Source organism: Actinacidiphila alni (assembly GCF_900112845.1).
Classification (GTDB): Bacteria; Actinomycetota; Actinomycetes; order Streptomycetales; family Streptomycetaceae; genus Actinacidiphila; species Actinacidiphila alni.
Map to the genome: position 1 here is coordinate 123,358 of NZ_FONG01000021.1, position 17,671 is coordinate 141,028.

The following is a 17,671-nucleotide window of genomic DNA, read 5'->3' on the forward strand; positions in this document are numbered from 1 at the left end:
CCTGGACCGGGAAGAGGGTGCGCCCCCGCCGGGGACGCACCCTCTTCCGTTGTGCGCTAGCTCGCCGCCGGGGCGGAGGCTTCGCGGATGGAGCGCCAGGCGGACTCGGCCGCCTGCTGCTCGGCTTCCTTCTTGCTGCGGCCGGTGCCGGTGCCGTACTCGACGCCACTGACGCGGGCGGCAGCCGTGAAGGTCTTCTCGTGGTCGGGTCCCGACTCGGTGACCACGTATTCGGGGACGCCGAGGCCCTCGGCCGCGGTGAGTTCCTGGAGGCTGGTCTTCCAGTCCAGGCCGGCGCCGAGGTTGGAGGACCGCTCGATGAGCGGGTCGAAGAGCCGGTGGACCAGCTCGGAGGCCGCGTCGAGGCCCTGGTCGAGGTAGACCGCGCCGATGACGGCTTCCAGGGTGTCCGCGAGGATCGACGCCTTGTCCCGGCCGCCGGTGCCCTCTTCGCCCCGCCCGAGGCGGATGAACGCCCCGAGGTCGAGCCCGCGGCTCACGCCCGCCAGGGCACGCGAGTTGACCACCGCGGCCCGCAGCTTGGCCAGCTGGCCCTCGGGCAGGTCGGGGTGGGTGCGGTAGAGGGTGTCGGTGACCACCAGGCCGAGCACGGAATCCCCGAGGAACTCCAGCCGCTCGTTGGTGGGCAGCCCGCCGTTCTCGTACGCGTACGAGCGGTGGGTCAGCGCACGCACCAGAAGGGCGGGCTCGAGTGTGTAACCGAGCCGCCCTTCCAGAAGCGTGGGGGACGAGGCTTTGTCCGCCGTGGCCTGCTGTGGCGCTGAGGCGTCTGACATGGAGCCTGTCACCTGCCGATCAGACGTCGATGACCTGACGGCGGTTGTACGTGCCGCAGCTCGGGCACGCGATGTGCTGGAGCTTCGGCTCGTGGCAGCGCTCGCATGCCACCAGGGTCACGGGCGCAGCCTTCCACTGCGAACGGCGGTGGCGCGTGTTGCTGCGCGACATCTTCCGCTTCGGAACAGCCACGGCTACTTCTCCTGGTTCTCGTCGGCACCGTCACCGGTGTCGCTCTGCTGGAAATCCTGCAAGGCCGCCCAACGGATGTCGGTGACCTCATGGTGGTGGTCCGGGTCGTCCGCGAGCCGCGCGCCGCATTCGGAGCACAGGCCCGGACAGTCGTCCTGGCACACCGGCTGCAGCGGCAGTGCGAGCACCACCGCGTCGCGCAGCACCGGTTCGAGGTCGAAGAGATCGTCCTCGAGTTCAAGCACGTCCTCGTCCTCGGCGTCGTCACCGGCTTCGCCCTTGCGGGCGGTCCTGGTGTCGGCGTCGGGGTAGGAGAACATCTCCTGGAAGTCCGCGTCCAGCTCGCGCTCGAGCGGTTCCAGACACCTTACGCACTCCCCCGTCACCGGCGCATGGGCGGTGCCGGTGACCAGCACACCCTCCATGACCGACTCCAGGCGGAGGTCCAGCTCGACGGTGGCACCCTCGGGCACCCCGATGACATCGACGAGGCCGAGGTCCTTGGGGGCCGGCACCGAGCGGGAGACCTTCTTCATCGCACCAGGACGCCGACCCAGCTCGTGCGTGTCGAACACGAGGGGGTTGCGGTGGTCGAGGCGGGTGTTCAGGGCTTCCTGCTTTCATCGGTACGGCCTGCCCCGCGGCCCTCGCGGGCGACCCTTGCGGGTGGGCAGGCCAAAGCGCCGGGGGTTCACACGGCTGGAAGTGACAGGATACTGGACACCCCGCCCACGCCCAAACGGAGCCTGTTCAGCGCCCTTGTTCCAGCTCCCGGAGCCGGTTGAGGTCGATCAGGCCGGTGTCGAAGAAGCTGGTCTCGTCCAGCGCCGCCGGCTGCTGCGGGTAGCCCTGCGGCTGCCCCTGCTGCTGGTACGGGATCTGCTGGTCGTACTGCTGCTGCCCCGGCTGCTGGCCGTAGCCCTGCCCCTGGCCGCCCTGCGGGTCGTAGCCGTAGCCGGACGGGTCCTGCGGGTAGCCGCCCTGCTGGGCGTACGGGTCCTGGCCCTGCGCGGCGTAGTCGCCGTAGTCGGCGGCGGCCTGCTGGTACTCCTGCTGGTAGCCGCCGTCGCCCTGGTAGCCGCCCTGCTGGTACGTGGTGTCCTGCTGCGGGTAGCCGTAGCCGGGGTCGGCGGCCGGGTCCTGCCGCTGGGCGGCGGCCGGGTCGTAGCCGTACTGCGCGAGGTCGGCCTGTTCGGGGGCGGCCGGTGCGGCCAGGCCCGCCAGGTAGTCGGCGTCGCTCTGCCGGTGGTGGCCGGGCTCGGCGGTGTCGCCGCCCTCGGCGTCCGCGGCCGCGATCTGGGCGGCCAGGTCGTCGATCGGATTGTGCCCGGTGAGCTTGAGCCGGCCGCGGCCGACGGCCTCCAGCGTCTTGCTGAGGACGGCCTCGAAGGCGCCCAGCTTGGCGTCCACGTACTCGTCCGCGCGACGCCGCAGCGTCTCCGGGTCGGCGCTGCGCTCGGGGGCCTCCGGGTCGTCCTCGACCTGCTCGTAGCCCTGCTCGTCGTAGCTCGGGCCGTGGCCGAGCAGCTTCTCGCGGCCGCGGTCGACCGAGCCGATGGTCTTGGTGAGGACCACCTCGAAATTGGCGAGCTTGCTGTCGACGTAGTCGTCGGCCTCGGCGCGGATCTCGGCGGCCTCGCGGCGCGCCTCGGCCAGGATCCGGTCCGCCTCGTCCTTGGACTGCCGGGCCACCTGGGTGTCGGAGACCAGCGAACCGCGTTCGGCGTGCGCCGACTCGATGATCCGCTGGGCTTCGGCTCGGGCCTCCCCGACCATCTGCTCCCGGTCGCCGAGCAGCGCCTGCGCCTGGGAGAGGGAATCGGGAAGCGCGGCGGCGACCTCGTCGAGCATGGCGAGCAGCTCGGCACGGTTCACCACGCAGGAGGCCGACATCGGCATCGACCGGGCGTTCGCCACGGTGGCCGCGATCTCATCGAGCTTCTTCTGGACGTCCACGGGGGGAAGCCTAGCGCCGTTCGAGTTTGGGCTTCAGCGCGTCCAGGACGACCGGGGGGACCAAGTGCGAGATGTCGCCGCCCCATTGGGCGACTTCCTTGACGAGGCTGGAGGACAGGAAGCTGTAGGCGGGGTTGGTGGGGACGAAGAGGGTTTCCACACCGGTCAGGCCGATGTTCATCTGGGCCATCTGCAGTTCGTAGTCGAAGTCGCTGACCGCGCGCAGGCCCTTGACGATGGCGGGGATGTCGCGCTGCTTGCAGAAGTCGACCAGCAGGCCGTGGAAGGACTCCACCTTGACGTTGCCGAGGTCGCCGGTGACCTGTTCGATCAGCGCGATCCGCTCGTCGACGGAGAACAGGCCCTTCTTGGACTGGTTGATCATCACGGCGACGTACACGGTGTCGTACAGCCGTGCGGCGCGGGCGATGATGTCGAGGTGTCCGTTGGTGATGGGGTCGAAGGACCCGGGACAGACGGCGCGGCGCAAGAGGGGTTCCTCGCTCTCCGTACGACGGCTACTACGGTCGCTGCTACGGCTCATGGGGCGGGCTCATGTCGGCTCGGGCGGGCTCATGACCCGGCGGTAACCTGGGCGGCGCGACCGTACCAAAGTGTCGCCTCCCCGTACTTCCGGGACCGCAGGCCCGTGAAGCCCGGCGGCCAGTCGAACGCGCCGCCCCGGGTCCTGCGCTCCACGGTGACCAGCGCTTCCGCCGCCAGCCAGTCATTGGCCAGGAGTGTGAGCAGGATCTCCCGCAGTTCGTCGTCCGGGACGTCGTACGGCGGGTCCAGGAACACCACGTCGTACGGCCGCGGCGGCGGGCCGGTGACGATCTTCTCGGCCCGGCCGGAGCGCACCTCGGCGCCGGGCAGCTTCAGCGCCGCCACGTTCTCCCGGATCACCTTCGCGGCCCGCGGCTCGGCCTCCGCCAGCAGGACGTGCGCGGCCCCGCGCGACAGCGCCTCCAGGCCGACCGCGCCGGACCCCGCGTACAGGTCGAGCACCCGGGCCCCGTCCAGCGTGCCGCGCAGCGACTCCCAGGTGGAGAACAGCCCCTCCTTGGCCCGGTCCGACGTCGGCCTGGTGCCGTCGCCCGGCGGCACGGCGAGGCGCCGCCCCCCGGCGGCACCGGCGATCACGCGGGTCATGGAACTCACTTCCACTGCGGGGACCTGCAAGGACTGGCCCCCACGATACGGCTCCTGCGCCGCCTAACCCTTGTCGAGATACTCCTCGCGGTCCGCGTCGAGGAGGCTGTCCAGGGCGCTGCGCAGGTCGGGGTTGGCGGTCAGCTCCGGGTCGGCGGTGACGAGGGCGGTGGCCTCCTCGCGGGCGGCCTCGATGACGTCGCGGTCGTCCATGACGGCGAGGACCCGCAGCGAGGAGCGGCTGCCGGACTGCGCCTGGCCGAGGACGTCGCCCTCGCGGCGCTGCTGGAGGTCGATCTCGGAGAGCGCGAAGCCGTCCAGGGTGCCGGCCACCGCGTCGAGCCGGATCCGGGCCGGGGTGGCCTCGGGCGCCTCGGAGACCAGCAGGCACAGGCCGGGGGCGGAGCCGCGGCCGACCCGGCCGCGCAACTGGTGGAGCTGCGAGACGCCGAAGCGGTCGGCGTCCATGATCACCATCACGGTGGCGTTCGGCACGTTCACCCCGACCTCGATCACCGTCGTGGCGACCAGGACGTCCACCTCGCCCGCCGTGAAGCGCCGCATCACGTCGTCCTTGGCGTCCGGCTGCATCCGCCCGTGCAGCACCTCGACGCGCAGCCCGCGCAGCGCCCCCGCCGCGATCTGTTCCGCGACGTCCAGCACGGCGAGCGGCGGCCTGCGTTCGTCGTCCCCGTCCGGGCCCTCGGCCTTCTTCTTCGCCCTGCTGCCGCCCTTGCCCGCGCCTTTGCCCGCGCCGTCCTCCTCGTCGTCGCCGATCCGCGGGCACACCACGTACGCCTGGTGCCCGCCCTCGACCTCCTCACGGACGCGTTCCCACGCCCGGCTGAGGAAGTGCGGCTTCTCGGCGGCCGGCACGACATGGGTGGCGATCGGCGAGCGCCCGGCGGGCAGTTGGTCGAGCACCGACGTCTCCAGGTCGCCGAAGACGGTCATGGCAACGGTCCGCGGGATCGGTGTCGCCGTCATCACCAGCAGGTGCGGCGGCTGCGCCGCCTTGGCCCGCAGCGCGTCCCGCTGCTCCACCCCGAAGCGGTGCTGCTCGTCGACCACGACCAGGCCCAGGTCGTGGAATTTCACCTTGTCCTCGATCAGCGCGTGCGTGCCGATCACGATGCCCGCCTCGCCCGTCACCAGGTCGAGCAGCGCCTGGCGGCGCGCCGCCGTGCCCATCGAACCGGTCAGCAGCACCACCTTCGTGCCCAGCTCGGAACCGCCCAGCATGCCCGCGGACTCGGCCAGTTCGCCCATCATCTCGGTGATCGACCGGTGGTGCTGCTGGGCCAGGACCTCGGTCGGCGCCAGCATCGCGGCCTGGCCACCGGTGTCCACCACGCCGAGCATCGCCCGCAGCGCGACCATCGTCTTGCCGGAGCCGACCTCGCCCTGGAGCAGCCGGTGCATCGGGTGCGCCACCGCCAGGTCGTCGAAGATCTCCGCCGACACCTTGCGCTGGCCCTCGGTCAGCGTGAAGGGCAGCTTCGCGTCGAACGCCGTCAGCAGGCCGTCCTCGCGCGGCCGCCTGGGCACCGCGGGCAGCGCCGAGTCCGCCGCCCTGCGGCGGGCCAGCGCCACCTGGAGGACGAACGCCTCGTCCCACTTCAGCCGGTCCCTGGCCGCCTCGATGTCGGCCTTCGTGCGCGGCCGGTGGATCCGCTCCAGCGCCTCCGGCAGCGGCGCGAGCCCGCGCGCCTCGCGCAGCGCCGCGGGCAGCGGCTCCCCCACGCCCGCCCAGCCGATCGCGGTCAGCGAATTCAGCGCGGTGTCCACGGCCTGGCCGATCCGCCACGACGTGATCTGCTTGCACGCCGGATACAGCGGGATCAGCCGGTTCGCGAACGCGTCCAGCGCGTCCTTCTCCGCGCCCTCGTCGCCGTCCAGCAACTGGTAGTCGGGGTGCGCCAGTTGCCGCGTCCGGTTGAAGACCGACACCTTGCCGGAGAACATGCCGCGGCGGCCCGGGATCAGCCGGTGCGCGTGGGCGTGCGCCGCCTTGCTGAAGAACACCAGCGTCAGCGAGCCGCTGCCGTCGGTCACCACGACTTCCAGCCGTACGCCGGACCCGCGGCCGTACGTCCGCTTGTCCGCCTTCGCGATCTGCGCGACCACCGTCACGTACTCGTCCACCGGCAGGTCCGCCAGCCGCGTCAGCTCGCCCCGCTCGGCGTACCGGCGCGGATAGTGGTGCAGCAGGTCACCCGCGGTGTGCAGGCCGAGATGGTCGGCCAGCACCTTCGCGGTACGGTCACCGACGATTTTCCGCAGCGGGTCGTCCATGGGGTTCGACATCACCGCCCATCTTCGCGCACGGCACCGACAAACCCCTCCGGGGCAAGCCGGTGGGTGCCGATCCTGGGTGGGGCGGGGGTGCCGGGTGATCGGGCGCCGGCTTCCGTGGGGCGCGGGTACCGGTGCCTGGTGATCGGGCGCCGGCTTCCGTGGGGGCGCCGTAACTGCCCCTTTTTTGCCGCCTTCTCGCCTCCGGCGGCTTAGATCCGGTGTCGACGGTCGATCGTGCTCGCCCCCCTCGTTCCTCGGGGGCCTGTGCGCGTTCTCCCTTTCGACACCGGCGCCGCCTTTGGCTCGCCGGCTACACCGGCCTGCCGCACTCCGTGTGTGCGGCGACTGGCGCGCCCTTGGGGCGCCGGGGGTTATTCGACGCCGATCAGCAGCGGGCAGGAGCGCTGGCCGCCTTCGTAGATCAGCGTGTCCACCGCGAGGTGGGCGCCGCGGATGTGGGTGTCGACGGTCGTGGCGAGGTCGGCGGGGGCGTCGGCGCCGAGGATGAGGGTGACGAGTTCGCCGCCGGAGGCGAGCATGCGGTCGAGGAGGGCGGTCGCGGTGGTGGTGAGGTCGGCGCCGATGACGGCGACGTCGCCGTCGATGAGACCGAGGACGTCGCCGGCCTGGCAGACGCCGGCCATGGTCCAGGACCGGTGCTCGGCAACGGCGAGTTCGCCGTAGCGGGTGGCGCCGGCGGCGGACGTCATGGCGACGACGTCCTCGTCGAAGCGGCGCGAGGGTTCGTGGACGGCGAGCGCGGCCAGGCCCTGGACGGCCGAGCGGGTCGGGATGAGGGCGACGCGGACCCCGTCGGCGCGGGCCTGCTCGACGGCGGCGCCCGCCGCGTGCCGCAGGTCGCGGTCGTTGGGGAGCAGCACGACCTCGTGGGCGTGGGCGCGCCGGATGGCGGCGGCGATCTCGCCGCTCGCGGGCTGTTCGCCGGGGCGGACGGCGACGACGGTGGCGCCGGCCCGGGCGCACAGCGCGGCGAGGCCGTCGCCGCGGACGACGGCGACGACGGCCCGGTGGGCGCGCTCGGCGCGCGGGATGCCGGCCACGGCGGGCTGGCGCGTCTGGTCGGCGAAGTGGGTGACGCGGATCCGGTAGGGGCGGCCGGCCTCGATGCCCGCCTCGATGGCGGCGCCGACGTCGTCCACATGGACGTGGACGTGCCACAGGCCGTCGCCGCCGACGACGACGAGGGAGACACCGAGAGCGTCGAGCCGGGTGCGTAGCGTCGCGACGGCGGGGTCGGCGGCCTCCAGCAGGAAGATCACCTCGAAGGCGGGGCCGCCGGGTTCCGCGTCGTCCGGGCAGAGGTCCTCCTCGTCGTGCGGCGGGTGCCCGGCGCGGAAGTCGGTGCCGGACAGCCGGTCGGCGGAGGCGGAAGCGGAGGCGGAGGTGAAGGCCGAGTCGCCGGTGACGGCGTCGGCGAGGGCGCCGAGTACGGCGACCAGGCCGAGGCCGCCGGCGTCGACGACTCCGGCGCGGCGCAGTACGCCGAGCTGTTCCGGGGTGGCGGCCAGCGCGGCGCGGGCGCCTTCGTACGCGGCGCGTACGACGTCCTCCACGCCGCCCGCCGCCGCGTCCGCGGCCTCGGCGGCACCGACCGCGACGGTCAGCATGGTGCCCTCGACGGGCCGGGCGACGGCTTCGTACGCGGACGCGGCGGCGGTGCGCAGGGCGGCGCGCAATTCCGCGGCGCCGATCCGTACGGGCTCGCCCGCGCCGGCGGCGACGGCTTCGTTCATGCCGCGCAGCAGCTGGGCGAGGATGGTGCCGGAATTGCCGCGGGCTCCGATGAGGGCGCCGTGGGACATCGCGCGCAGCGCCTCGGGGAGGCTGGGCAGCGCGGCGGGGGCGGCCGCCGTGGCGTGCGCGTCGAAGACCGCCTCGACGGCCTGGGCGGCCGATTCCAGCGTCAGGTAGAGGTTGGTGCCGGTGTCGCCGTCCGCGACCGGATAGACGTTGATCGCGTCGATCTCCTCGCGGGCCCTGCCCAGTGCCCGGAGCGACAGACGGCACCAGGCGAGCACCGCGGAAGCGTCGAGCGAGGGCGGCAACAGGTCCTCCTGCGGGACACCGGGAACGGGAACTGCTGCTGGTGAGGGTATCCGTGAGCCTGGTCACGGAGGACGGCGGTCCGGATCGGGGACCTCCCGGACCATGGTAATTTCGTTGTGCGGGAGTGGCCGTTGTATGCTGCTCCGGTTGCCCGGGGCTCTCTCGGGCTTTTCATCGTAAATGCATCTGAAGTCTTTGGAGTGACCCGTGGCTGCCAACTGCGACGTCTGCGGCAAGGGGCCGGGCTTCGGCAACAGCATCTCCCACTCGCACCGCCGTACCCCGCGTCGTTGGAACCCCAACATCCAGCGCGTGCGTGCAGTGGTCGGGCGGACGCCGAAGCGCCTCAATGTCTGCACCTCGTGCATCAAGGCCGGTAAGGTCTCGCGCTGACGCTTCGGCGTAAGGAAATCGCTACGTCGTAGCAGCGCAGCCTTAGCGGCTACTCGAATGCCGGTCCACCTCGCGGTGGGCCGGTTTTCTTGCGTTGTCCCCGTGGCCGGGCGTGGGAACGGGGCTCAGGGGCTCAGCGGGTGCGCCAGCCGTGGTCGACCGGGCCGATGCCCGCGCCCAGCGGGAAGCCGGCCGCGATGGCGCCGGTCACGTACTCCTTGGCCAGGCCCACCGCCTCCGGCACGTCGTGGCCGAGCGCCAGGTGCGAGGCGATGGCGCTGGCGAGGGTGCAGCCGGTGCCGTGGGTGTGCCGGTTGTCGTACCGGGGCGCGCGGAACCAGCGTTCGGTCCGCCCGTCGGAGAGCAGGTCGACGGCCTCGGCGCACCGGTCGGCGTCGGGCAGGTGGCCGCCCTTGATCAGCACCCAGCGCGGCCCGTACCGGAGCACGGCCTCGGCGGCGGCCCGCATGCCGTCCTCGTCCTGGACGGTGACGCCGGTGAGCTGGGTCACCTCGTCCAGGTTGGGGGTGGCGACGGTGGCCAGCGGCAGCAGCCGGGTGCGTACGGTCTCGACGGCCTCGGCGGCGAGCAGCGCGTCGCCGTGCTTGGAGACGCCGACCGGGTCGACCACCACGGGCACGCCGGGGCCGAGGCCGCCGAGCAGGCCGGCGACGGTCGCGGCCAGCGCGGCGGAGGAGAGCATGCCGGTCTTCACGGCCTGCACCCCGATGTCGCCGACGACCGCGTCGAACTGGGCGCGTACGGCCTCCTCGGGCAGTTCCCAGGCGCCGTGCACGCCGAGCGAATTCTGCGCGGTGACGGCGGTGAGCACGCTCATGCCGTGCACACCGAGGGCGAGCATCGTCTTGAGGTCGGCCTGGATGCCCGCGCCGCCGCCGGAGTCGGATCCGGCGACGGTCAGGACGCGGGCGGGGGCGGTTCCCCCGGGCCGGGGCGCGGCGTCGGTCACGCCCGTACCCCGTCGGCGGGGTCGTCGCCGAAGTGGTCCCAGCCGCCCGCCTTGTCCCAGGCCGCGCCGTCCACGGTGACCTGCGGGGTACGGCCCGCAGGGGCGGCGACGGAGCCGATGACGCGCCAGCGCGCGGGCAGTTTCACGTCCGGCGGGAAGGCGGCGACGATCGCGTGGTCCTCGCCGCCGGTGAGCACCCAGTGCAGCGGGTCGACGCCGACCGCCTGGCCGATGTCGGACATCTGCGCGGGCACGTCGATGTCGGCGGAGCGCAGATCGATGTCCACGCCGCTGGCGGCGGCGATGTGGCCGAGGTCGGCGACCAGGCCGTCGCTGACGTCGGTCATGGCGGTGGCGCCCAGTTCCGCGGCGGCGGGGCCCGCGTGGTACGGGGGTTCGGGGCGGCGGTGGGCCTCGACGAAAGCGCGCGGGGAGCGGAAGCCGCGGGAGAGCACGGCGAGTCCGGCGGCGGACCAGCCGAGCCAGCCGGTGACGGCGATCTTGTCGCCCGCGTGCGCACCCGATCGGGTGATGGCGTCGCGGTTGCGCAGGTCGCCGAGCGCGGTGACCGCGACGGTGATGGTGTCGCCGCGTACGACGTCGCCGCCGACCACGGCCGCGCCGGCCACCTGGCACTCGTCGCGGATGCCGTCCATGAGTTCGACGGGCCAGGTCGCGCGGAGGTCGGCGGGGACGACCAGGCCGAGCAGCACCGCGGTGGGGACGGCGCCCATGGCGGCGATGTCGGCGAGGTTCTGGGCGGCGGCCTTGCGACCGACGTCGTAGGCGGTGGACCAGTCGCGGCGGAAGTGCCGGCCCTCGATGAGGACGTCGGTGGTCGCGACCACCCGGCGGTCCGGCGCGGCGATCACGGCGGCGTCGTCGCCCGGTCCGATTTTCACCGCGGGTGTGGTGGTGAGCCGGGCGGTCAACTCCCTGATGAGCCCGAACTCCCCCAACTCGCCCACAGTCCCCTTCATCCCAACGTCCCCTCAAGTCGCGGCCCGGGCCGCCTCTGCTGCGTGTTTCCCGTCAATACGGGGGTCAGGTACCGCGCGGGTCTCCCCGCTGTGCGCGACGACGCGATAACGTGGCGTCCCCCTTCCCACATGATCCTCGAAGCCGCCCTGGAGGTTCCGTGGTACAGGCGTACATCCTGATCCAGACCGAGGTCGGCAAGGCCTCGGCAGTAGCGGAGGTGATCTCCAAGATCGAAGGCGTCATCCAGGCCGAGGACGTCACGGGTCCCTACGACGTCATCGTCAGGGCCCAGGCGGACACGGTCGATGATCTCGGCCGCATGGTGGTTGCCAGAGTCCAGCAGGTGGACGGCATCACGCGGACGTTGACCTGCCCCGTCGTCCATATCTAGCCCCCACTATGCTCACCGGTGATGTTCCGTCGCCGAGTCGTACTGACCGCCGTGTCCGCCGTCGCGTGCCTTTCTGCGGCGGCGGTCTACGCGTTCTCGTCCGGTACGGACGACACGGTCGCCGTGCCGGTTCCTGACAAGCGGGTCGCCGGTTACTGCCACGCTCTGCACGGGGCACTGCCGGCGAAGGTCGACGGGCTCTCCCGGCATGATCTCAAGCCGCGTTCGGAGTTGACAGCCGGGTGGGGCAAACCGGCGATCGTGCTGCGCTGCGGGGTGCCGCGGCCGGTGGAGCTGAAGAACCCGGAAGCCGACGGTGTGACCGTCGACGGTGTCGGCTGGCTGATCGAGCAGCAGTCGGACGGTGCGTTCCGGCTGACCACGACCCTGCGCAAGGCGTACGTCGAGGTGACCCTGCCGAAGAAGTGGGCCGGTGACCTGGGGCCGCTGACCGACCTCGCGGACGCGGTGAAGTCGACCGTTCCCGAGGGGGTCTGACCCCCCTCGGGTCGCGTGTCCGCGTCCTAGCGCAGCCCCGTGGACCGGCGCAGTGCCGCCTGGATGAGCAGGTCGACCAGCTCGGCGTACTCGACGCCGGACTCCTGCCACATCCGCGGGTACATCGAGATGGGCGTGAAGCCGGGCATCGTGTTGATCTCGTTGATCACGAACTCGCCGCTGTCCAGCAGGAAGAAGTCCGCCCGCACCAGTCCCTCGCAGGACGCGGCCTCGAACGCCGCGACGGCCAGCCGCTGGACGTCGGCGGTCTGCTCGGCGGTCAGCGGTGCCGGAACGATTCCCTCGGCGGAGTCGATGTACTTCGCCTCGAAGTCGTAGAAGGAGTGGCTGGTGACCGGCGGGATCTCGGCGGGCACCGAGGCGCGCGGTCCGTCCTCGAACTCCAGCACGCCGCACTCGATCTCGCGCCCGGTCAGCAGCGCCTCGACGATGACCTTGGGGTCGTGGCGGCGGGCCTCGGCGATCGCCGCGTCGAGCCCCTCGGGGCCCTCGACCTTGGTGATGCCGAAGGACGAGCCGGCCCGGGCGGGCTTCACGAACAGCGGCCAGCCGTGCTCGGCGGCGAAGTCGCCGACCCTGCGGCGTACGGCCTCGCTGTCGCGCTCCCACTCGCGGGGGCGGATCACCGTGTACGGGCCGACGGCCAGGCCGAAGGAGGTGAAGATCCGCTTCATGTACTCCTTGTCCATGCCGACGGCGGAGGCGAGCACGCCCGCGCCGACGTACGGGACGCCGGAGAGTTCCAGCAGGCCCTGGAGGGTGCCGTCCTCGCCGTACGGGCCGTGCAGCATGGGGAAGACGACGTCGACCTCGCCGAGTGCCTTGGGCACGGCGCCGGATTCGGTGTAGACGACCTCGCGGCTGGCCGGGTCGACCGGCAGCATGACGGCGCCGTCCTGGTCGGTGACCTGCTCGACGGTCGGCATCCGGCGGTCGGCGATGGCCATCCGCTCGGGCGCGTCGGCGGTCAGCGCCCAGCGGCCCTCGGTGGTGATGCCGATCGGCAGCACGTCGTACTTGTCGCGGTCGATGGCGCTGAGCACGCTCGCCGCGGTGACCACCGAGACGCCGTGTTCGGAGCTGCGTCCACCGAAGACGACGGCGACCCGCGGCTTGCGCGCGTATTTCTGGTCCGACTGGACGGAGTCCGATTCCCGCTGGTCGGGGCTCCGGGAGCTGTCGTGTGATGCAAGGGTGCTCATGTCGCGTTGACCCTACCGTTCCGGCTTGGCGGAGCGTGACATCAACTCCTGTACGGCCACGACGGGCGGTTTCCCGTTGTGCACGATGTCCACGACGGTGTCGGTCAGCGGCATGTCGACACCGTGCCTGCGTGCCAGATCCGCCACCGATTCGCAGGACTTGACGCCCTCGGCGGTCTGGCTGGTGACGGCGATGGTCTCGGCGAGGGTCATGCCGCGGCCGAGGTTCATGCCGAAGGTGTGGTTGCGCGACAGCGGCGAGGAGCAGGTGGCGACGAGGTCGCCCATGCCGGCCAGGCCGGCGAAGGTGTGCGGGTCGGCGCCCATCGCCAGGCCCAGCCGGGTGGTCTCGGCCAGGCCGCGGGTGATCAGCGACGCCTTGGTGTTGTCGCCGAGTCCCATGCCGTCGGCGATGCCGACCGCGAGGCCGATGACGTTCTTGACGGCGCCGCCGAGTTCGACGCCGACGACGTCGGTGTTGGTGTACGGCCGGAAGTAGCCGGTGTGGCAGGCGGCCTGGAAGCGGCGGGCGACGGCCTCGTCGCGGCTGGCGACGACGGCGGCGGCGGGCTGCCGGGCGGCGATCTCCGGGGCGAGGTTGGGGCCCGAGAGCACGGCGACGCGTTCGGGGCCGGCCTTGGCGACCTCCTCGATGACCTCGCTCATCAGCTTGGCGGTGCCCAGCTCCACGCCCTTCATCAGGCTGACCAGCACCGCGTCGGGGCGCAGCAGCGGCGCCCAGTCGGCGAGGTTGGCGCGCAGCGTCTGCGACGGGACGCACAGCACCACGAATTCGGCGTCGGCGGCGGCTTCCGCCGGGTCGGCGGTGGCGGTGACGGCGGCGGGCAGTTCGAGGTCGGGGAGGTATTCGGGGTTCCTGCGTTCGGCGTTGATCGCCGCGGCGAGCGCCGGGCGGCGGCCCCACAGCGCCACCTCGCAGCCGGCGTCGGCGAGCACCATGGCGAAGGCCGTGCCCCAGGAGCCGGTGCCGTAGACCGCGCAGCGGACCGTCATGCGCCCTCCCGTGCCTTGCGCGGGTCGTAGAGACGTGCGGGGGCGGGCTGCTGGCGGATCTCGGCCAGCAGCGCCGTGACGTCCAGCATGATCGTCTCGGTGACGGCGCGCAGCACGTCGGGGGTGGGCTCCTGCCCGTAGTACGCGCTGAGGTCGACGGGCGCGCCGGCCCTGACCCGCAGCGTCTTGCGGGGCAGCAGCCGGACCCGCTTGGACTTGGCGTACGGCGGCACCGCCTCGTTGGCGCCCCACTGGGCGACGGGGATCACCGGCGCCTTGGTGAGCAGCGCGACGCGGGCGACGCCGGTCTTGGACGTCATCGGCCACATCTCGGGGTCCCGGGTGAGGGTGCCCTCGGGGTAGAAGGTGACGCATTCGCCGGAGTTGACCGCGTCCACGGCGGCACGGAAGGCGTTGGCGGCGTCGGTGGACTCCCGGAAGACGGGGATCTGGCCGGTGCCGCGCAGCATGGTGCCGACGAAGAAGGGCTTGAAGAGCCCGGCCTTGGCCAGGAAGCGCGGGACGCGGCCGGTGTTGTACTGGAAATGCGCGTACGACAGCGGGTCCAGGTACGAGTTGTGGTTCACCGCCGTGATGAATCCGCCGTCGGCCGGAATGTGCTCCATTCCGTGCCAGTCCCGCTTGAACAGCACAATGAGCGGCGGTTTCGCGATGACGGCCGCCAGGCGGTACCAGAAACCGATTCTGCGGCGGGACACCTGGGCTCCTCTTCGTTGCTGTGCGTTGCTGTACGGCCGCCGCGCTCCGTGCGGCACGGCCCGTGCGGCAGCCGCACAAGTCTGCGGCCAAGCACACGTTAATGCCAGGGCCCGGCCGCCCGAGGGGCGCGGGTGACAGGCCGCACAATGGTGCGGTGGCGATCGATGTGACCTGGAAGTGGTCCCTTGTCGTACCGCTGAAGCCGCTCGAGGTGGCCAAGAGCCGCCTGGCACGGGCGGCCGGGGCGGTGCGGCCGGCGCTGGCACTGGCGTTCGCACTGGACACGGTGGCGGCGGCGCTGGCGTGCGCGGAAGTGGGCGACGTGACAGTGGTCACGGACGACGGGCGGGCCGGGGCGGAGCTGGCGGCGCTCGGCGCGTTCGTCGTGCCGGACGCGCCGGCCGGGGGGCTGAACGCGGCGCTGCGGTACGGGGCGGCCCGCGTACGGGGGCGTGATCCGTACGCGGCGGTCGCGGCGCTGAACGGCGATCTCCCGGCCTTGCGGCCCGCGGAGCTGTCCCAGGTGCTCCGGGAGGCCGCGGGCGCCCAGGGGCGGGCTTTTCTGGCCGATGCGGCCGGAGTGGGGACAACGTTGCTCGCCGCGCCGCGCGGTTCCGCCCTCTCCCCCGCCTTCGGCGGCCCCTCGCGAGCCCGCCACCTGGCCACCGGCGCCCGGGAGATCACGCTCCCCCACGTCGCCTCCGTCCGGCAGGACGTGGACACCGGCGACGACCTGCGCGCGGCCCTCGCCCTGGGCGTCGGCGAACGCACCGCGCTGGCCGCCTCCGGTCTGCTCATCGCCGACTAGGCTGCGGCGCATGCAGGCAACCGCGTTCACCTACGACCCCGCCACCCGTTCCGGCAGCGTCCTGCTCGACGACGGCACCCCGCTCCCCTTCGACGCCGCCGCCTTCGACGCGGGCGGCCTGCGCCTGCTGCGCCCCGGCCAGCGCCTGCGCATCCGCACCGAGGGCACCGGCGATTCCCGCCACGTCACGTTCGTGACCCTCCAGACCTTCCCGGACCCGGTCCAGGACTAGACCCGCAGACGCGGAGTGCGGTGCGCCGGTGTAGCCGGCGAGCCAAAGGGCGCGCCGGTGTCGAAAGGGAGAACGCGCGCAGGCCCCCGAGGAACGAGGGGGGCGAGCACGATCGACCGTCGACACCGGGTCTAAGCGCCCGGAGGCGAGAGGGCGGCAAAAAGAAGCGCGGGCCGGGTCCCTGAAGGGACCCGGCCCGGCGCGGTGGTGCGGGTGCCGCGGGTGCGGCGAGGAGGTTGGGACTTACCTGCTCGCGGTGCGCTTGGCGGCGGTCTTGCGGGCCGTGGCGCGCTTGGCCGGGGCCTTCTTGGCGGTGACCTTCTTGGCCGGAGCCTTCTTGGCCGCCGCCTTCTTGGCGGTGGTCTTCTTGGCGGTGGCCTTCTTCGCCGTGGTCTTCTTGGCGGCCGTGGTCTTCTTCGCGACCGTCTTCTTGGCCGTGGCGGCCTTCTTCGCGACCGTCTTCTTCGCGGCCGTGGCCTTCTTGGCCGCCGCCTTCTTGGTGGTGGTCTTGGTGGTCGTGGAAGCACCGCCGCTGAGGCTGCCCTTGGGGGCCTTCTTCACCGCGACGTCGTTCTTCGGGAGCTTCTTGGTGCCGCTGACCAGGTCCTTGAAGCCCTGACCCGCACGGAACCGCGGCACCGAGGTCTTCTTGACCCGGACCCGCTCCCCGGTCTGGGGGTTGCGGGCGTAACGGGCCGGACGCTCCACCTTCTCGAACGAACCGAAACCGGTGACCGAGACCCGGTCGCCGGAGACCGTCGCACGGACGATCGCGTCGAGAACCGCGTCAACCGCGTCCGCGGCGGCCTGGCGGCCGCCTACCTTGTCGGCAATCGCTTCTACGAGCTGCGCCTTGTTCACGTCTTCCCCTTCGGAAACTTGCCCGGCGAATGAGTACGGGCTTTTTCGCACGCTAGGCGGATATATACCGCAAATCAAATACGAAACGGGCGAATCACCCTTGTGCCGCAACGAACTCGGTGCTCTACGGGATCAGCGATCCGGGATTCCGAGCTCGTCCAACTCAGCCGTTAACACGTCCAGGCGCCGTGCCGCGTCGGCGAGATCGTGCTTCGCCACAGCGGTCACCGCGAGCAGCCGGCGACTCAACTCCCGCCGTGTCCCATCAGGGACTTCGGGATTCGCGACGCGCAGATGCGCCTGCTTCAGACGCGCGGCGAGAACCCCGTAGAGCTGGAGTTGGCCGTCGCGTTCCATGCGTCGATTGTGCCATCTGCGGCGAGTTGTCGGGAGCGACAGGGCCAACCGGGTGTTCCGGGCCGTTTTCCTGACACTCCTGGACTGCCCCGAAGGACCCCGAACATGCCGAAGCGCCCCCTGCCGACAGGCGGGGGGCGCTTCAGGTGCGGAGAGGACCCGGGGTCAGACCTGCACTGTGCTCGGCTTGAAGGACGGCCGCTGGGCCTCGAACGCCGAGATGTCGGCCTCGTTGGCGAGCGTCAGACTGATGTCGTCGAGCCCTTCCAGCAGCCGCCAGCGAGCGTTGTCGTCCAGCTCGAAGGAGGCGGTGACCCCCTCGGCGCGCACCTCGCGCGCCACCAGGTCGACGGTGATCTCGGCCTGCGGGTCGGCCTCGCTCAGCTTCCAGAGCGTTTCCACGGTCTCCTGCGGCAGTACGACCGTGAGCAGGCCGTTCTTCAGCGAATTGCCGCGGAAGATGTCCGCGAAGCGGGACGAGATCACGGTCTTGAAGCCGTAGTTCTGCAGCGCCCAGACCGCGTGCTCGCGGGACGAGCCGGTACCGAAGTCGGGCCCGGCCACCAGGACGGTGGCGCCCTGCCGCTCGGGGGCGTTCAGGACGAAGTCCGGGTCCTTGCGCCAGGCTTCGAACAGCCCGTCCTCGAATCCGTTGCGGGTGACCTTCTTCAGCCAGTGCGCGGGGATGATCTGGTCGGTGTCGACGTTGCCGCGGCGCAGCGGTACGGCCCGGCCGGTGTGGGTGGTGAAGGCTTCCATG

General features: G+C 71.9%; 21 protein-coding genes. 5 read left to right on the forward strand and 16 right to left on the reverse strand.

Annotated elements, in window-relative coordinates; translation table 11 throughout:
• Positions 1-56: 56 nt before the first annotated feature.
• The 8 genes from rnc to BM076_RS28470 all read right to left on the reverse strand — a co-directional run bounded on the left by rnc (position 57) and on the right by BM076_RS28470 (position 8,462).
• Positions 57-797: a ribonuclease III gene (gene rnc / locus BM076_RS28435; RefSeq protein ID WP_093716589.1), complete on the reverse strand. Its 741-nt coding sequence runs from the start codon at positions 795-797 to the stop codon at positions 57-59.
• 19 nt (positions 798-816) lie between these two features.
• Positions 817-990, reverse strand: a complete 174-nt coding sequence (rpmF, locus tag BM076_RS28440) for a 50S ribosomal protein L32 (RefSeq protein ID WP_093716590.1) — start codon at positions 988-990, stop codon at positions 817-819.
• Positions 991-992: 2 nt separating this feature from the next.
• Complete coding sequence (locus BM076_RS28445; protein ID WP_093716591.1) at positions 993-1,598, reverse strand: YceD family protein; 606 nt, start codon at positions 1,596-1,598, stop codon at positions 993-995.
• 142 nt (positions 1,599-1,740) lie between these two features.
• Entirely contained in the window at positions 1,741-2,946 is a 1,206-nt protein-coding gene (locus tag BM076_RS28450) for a cell division initiation protein (protein ID WP_093716592.1), read from the reverse strand.
• A 10-nt stretch (positions 2,947-2,956) separates the two neighbouring features.
• Positions 2,957-3,436 (reverse strand): pantetheine-phosphate adenylyltransferase, encoded by a 480-nt coding sequence (gene coaD, locus BM076_RS28455; RefSeq protein ID WP_177246662.1) that lies wholly within the window; start codon positions 3,434-3,436, stop codon positions 2,957-2,959.
• A gap of 83 nt (positions 3,437-3,519) precedes the next feature.
• Positions 3,520-4,107 (reverse strand): 16S rRNA (guanine(966)-N(2))-methyltransferase RsmD, encoded by a 588-nt coding sequence (rsmD, locus tag BM076_RS28460; protein WP_265737118.1) that lies wholly within the window; start codon positions 4,105-4,107, stop codon positions 3,520-3,522.
• 54 nt (positions 4,108-4,161) lie between these two features.
• On the reverse strand, positions 4,162-6,405 hold the full coding sequence (gene recG / locus BM076_RS28465) for an ATP-dependent DNA helicase RecG (RefSeq protein ID WP_177246661.1): 2,244 nt from the start codon (positions 6,403-6,405) through the stop codon (positions 4,162-4,164).
• Between the two features lie 362 nt (positions 6,406-6,767).
• Positions 6,768-8,462, reverse strand: a complete 1,695-nt coding sequence (locus tag BM076_RS28470) for a DAK2 domain-containing protein (protein WP_093716596.1) — start codon at positions 8,460-8,462, stop codon at positions 6,768-6,770.
• Positions 8,463-8,670: 208 nt separating this feature from the next.
• Between BM076_RS28470 and rpmB the strand changes: the two genes are divergently transcribed.
• Complete coding sequence (rpmB, locus tag BM076_RS28475) at positions 8,671-8,856, forward strand: 50S ribosomal protein L28 (RefSeq protein ID WP_028426177.1); 186 nt, start codon at positions 8,671-8,673, stop codon at positions 8,854-8,856.
• Between the two features lie 133 nt (positions 8,857-8,989).
• On the opposite strand, the gene thiD is transcribed toward rpmB, so the two are convergent.
• Entirely contained in the window at positions 8,990-9,826 is an 837-nt protein-coding gene (thiD, locus tag BM076_RS28480; protein WP_093716597.1) for a bifunctional hydroxymethylpyrimidine kinase/phosphomethylpyrimidine kinase, read from the reverse strand.
• Positions 9,823-10,806: a thiamine-phosphate kinase gene (locus BM076_RS28485; RefSeq protein ID WP_093716598.1), complete on the reverse strand. Its 984-nt coding sequence runs from the start codon at positions 10,804-10,806 to the stop codon at positions 9,823-9,825. The genes thiD and BM076_RS28485 overlap by 4 nt, the downstream gene beginning before the upstream one ends.
• Before the next feature lie 158 nt (positions 10,807-10,964).
• On the opposite strand from BM076_RS28485, the gene BM076_RS28490 reads away from it, so the two are divergent.
• Positions 10,965-11,198 (forward strand): Lrp/AsnC family transcriptional regulator, encoded by a 234-nt coding sequence (locus BM076_RS28490; protein WP_093716599.1) that lies wholly within the window; start codon positions 10,965-10,967, stop codon positions 11,196-11,198.
• A gap of 21 nt (positions 11,199-11,219) precedes the next feature.
• Entirely contained in the window at positions 11,220-11,696 is a 477-nt protein-coding gene (locus tag BM076_RS28495) for a DUF3515 domain-containing protein (protein WP_093716600.1), read from the forward strand.
• 26 nt (positions 11,697-11,722) lie between these two features.
• Here BM076_RS28495 and BM076_RS28500 read toward each other — a convergent pair whose 3' ends face one another.
• The 3 genes from BM076_RS28500 to BM076_RS28510 are packed head-to-tail and all read right to left on the reverse strand — an operon-like array spanning position 11,723 to position 14,652.
• On the reverse strand, positions 11,723-12,919 hold the full coding sequence (locus BM076_RS28500) for a D-alanine--D-alanine ligase family protein (protein WP_093716601.1): 1,197 nt from the start codon (positions 12,917-12,919) through the stop codon (positions 11,723-11,725).
• A 12-nt stretch (positions 12,920-12,931) separates the two neighbouring features.
• Positions 12,932-13,933: an NAD(P)H-dependent glycerol-3-phosphate dehydrogenase gene (locus tag BM076_RS28505; RefSeq protein WP_093716602.1), complete on the reverse strand. Its 1,002-nt coding sequence runs from the start codon at positions 13,931-13,933 to the stop codon at positions 12,932-12,934.
• Positions 13,930-14,652 carry a lysophospholipid acyltransferase family protein gene (locus tag BM076_RS28510; protein WP_093716603.1) on the reverse strand — a complete coding sequence of 241 codons (723 nt, stop codon included), beginning with the start codon at positions 14,650-14,652 and terminating at the stop codon, positions 13,930-13,932. The genes BM076_RS28505 and BM076_RS28510 overlap by 4 nt, the downstream gene beginning before the upstream one ends.
• 155 nt (positions 14,653-14,807) lie before the next feature.
• Here BM076_RS28510 and cofC point away from each other — a divergent pair, with 155 nt between their 5' ends.
• Entirely contained in the window at positions 14,808-15,461 is a 654-nt protein-coding gene (gene cofC, locus BM076_RS28515) for a 2-phospho-L-lactate guanylyltransferase (RefSeq protein WP_245796456.1), read from the forward strand.
• 10 nt (positions 15,462-15,471) lie between these two features.
• Positions 15,472-15,693, forward strand: coding sequence for a hypothetical protein (locus tag BM076_RS28520; RefSeq protein ID WP_093716605.1), 222 nt, complete (start codon positions 15,472-15,474; stop codon positions 15,691-15,693).
• A gap of 243 nt (positions 15,694-15,936) precedes the next feature.
• On the opposite strand, the gene BM076_RS28525 is transcribed toward BM076_RS28520, so the two are convergent.
• From BM076_RS28525 to leuD, 3 genes are all read right to left on the reverse strand, one after another.
• Entirely contained in the window at positions 15,937-16,554 is a 618-nt protein-coding gene (locus BM076_RS28525; RefSeq protein WP_093716606.1) for an HU family DNA-binding protein, read from the reverse strand.
• A gap of 132 nt (positions 16,555-16,686) precedes the next feature.
• The gene (locus BM076_RS28530) at positions 16,687-16,911 is read right to left on the reverse strand and encodes an SCO5555 family protein (RefSeq protein ID WP_093716607.1); all 225 of its coding nucleotides are present in this window, start codon (positions 16,909-16,911) and stop codon (positions 16,687-16,689) included.
• A 165-nt stretch (positions 16,912-17,076) separates the two neighbouring features.
• On the reverse strand, positions 17,077-17,670 hold the full coding sequence (gene leuD, locus BM076_RS28535; RefSeq protein WP_093716608.1) for a 3-isopropylmalate dehydratase small subunit: 594 nt from the start codon (positions 17,668-17,670) through the stop codon (positions 17,077-17,079).
• Position 17,671: the final 1 nt, after the last annotated feature.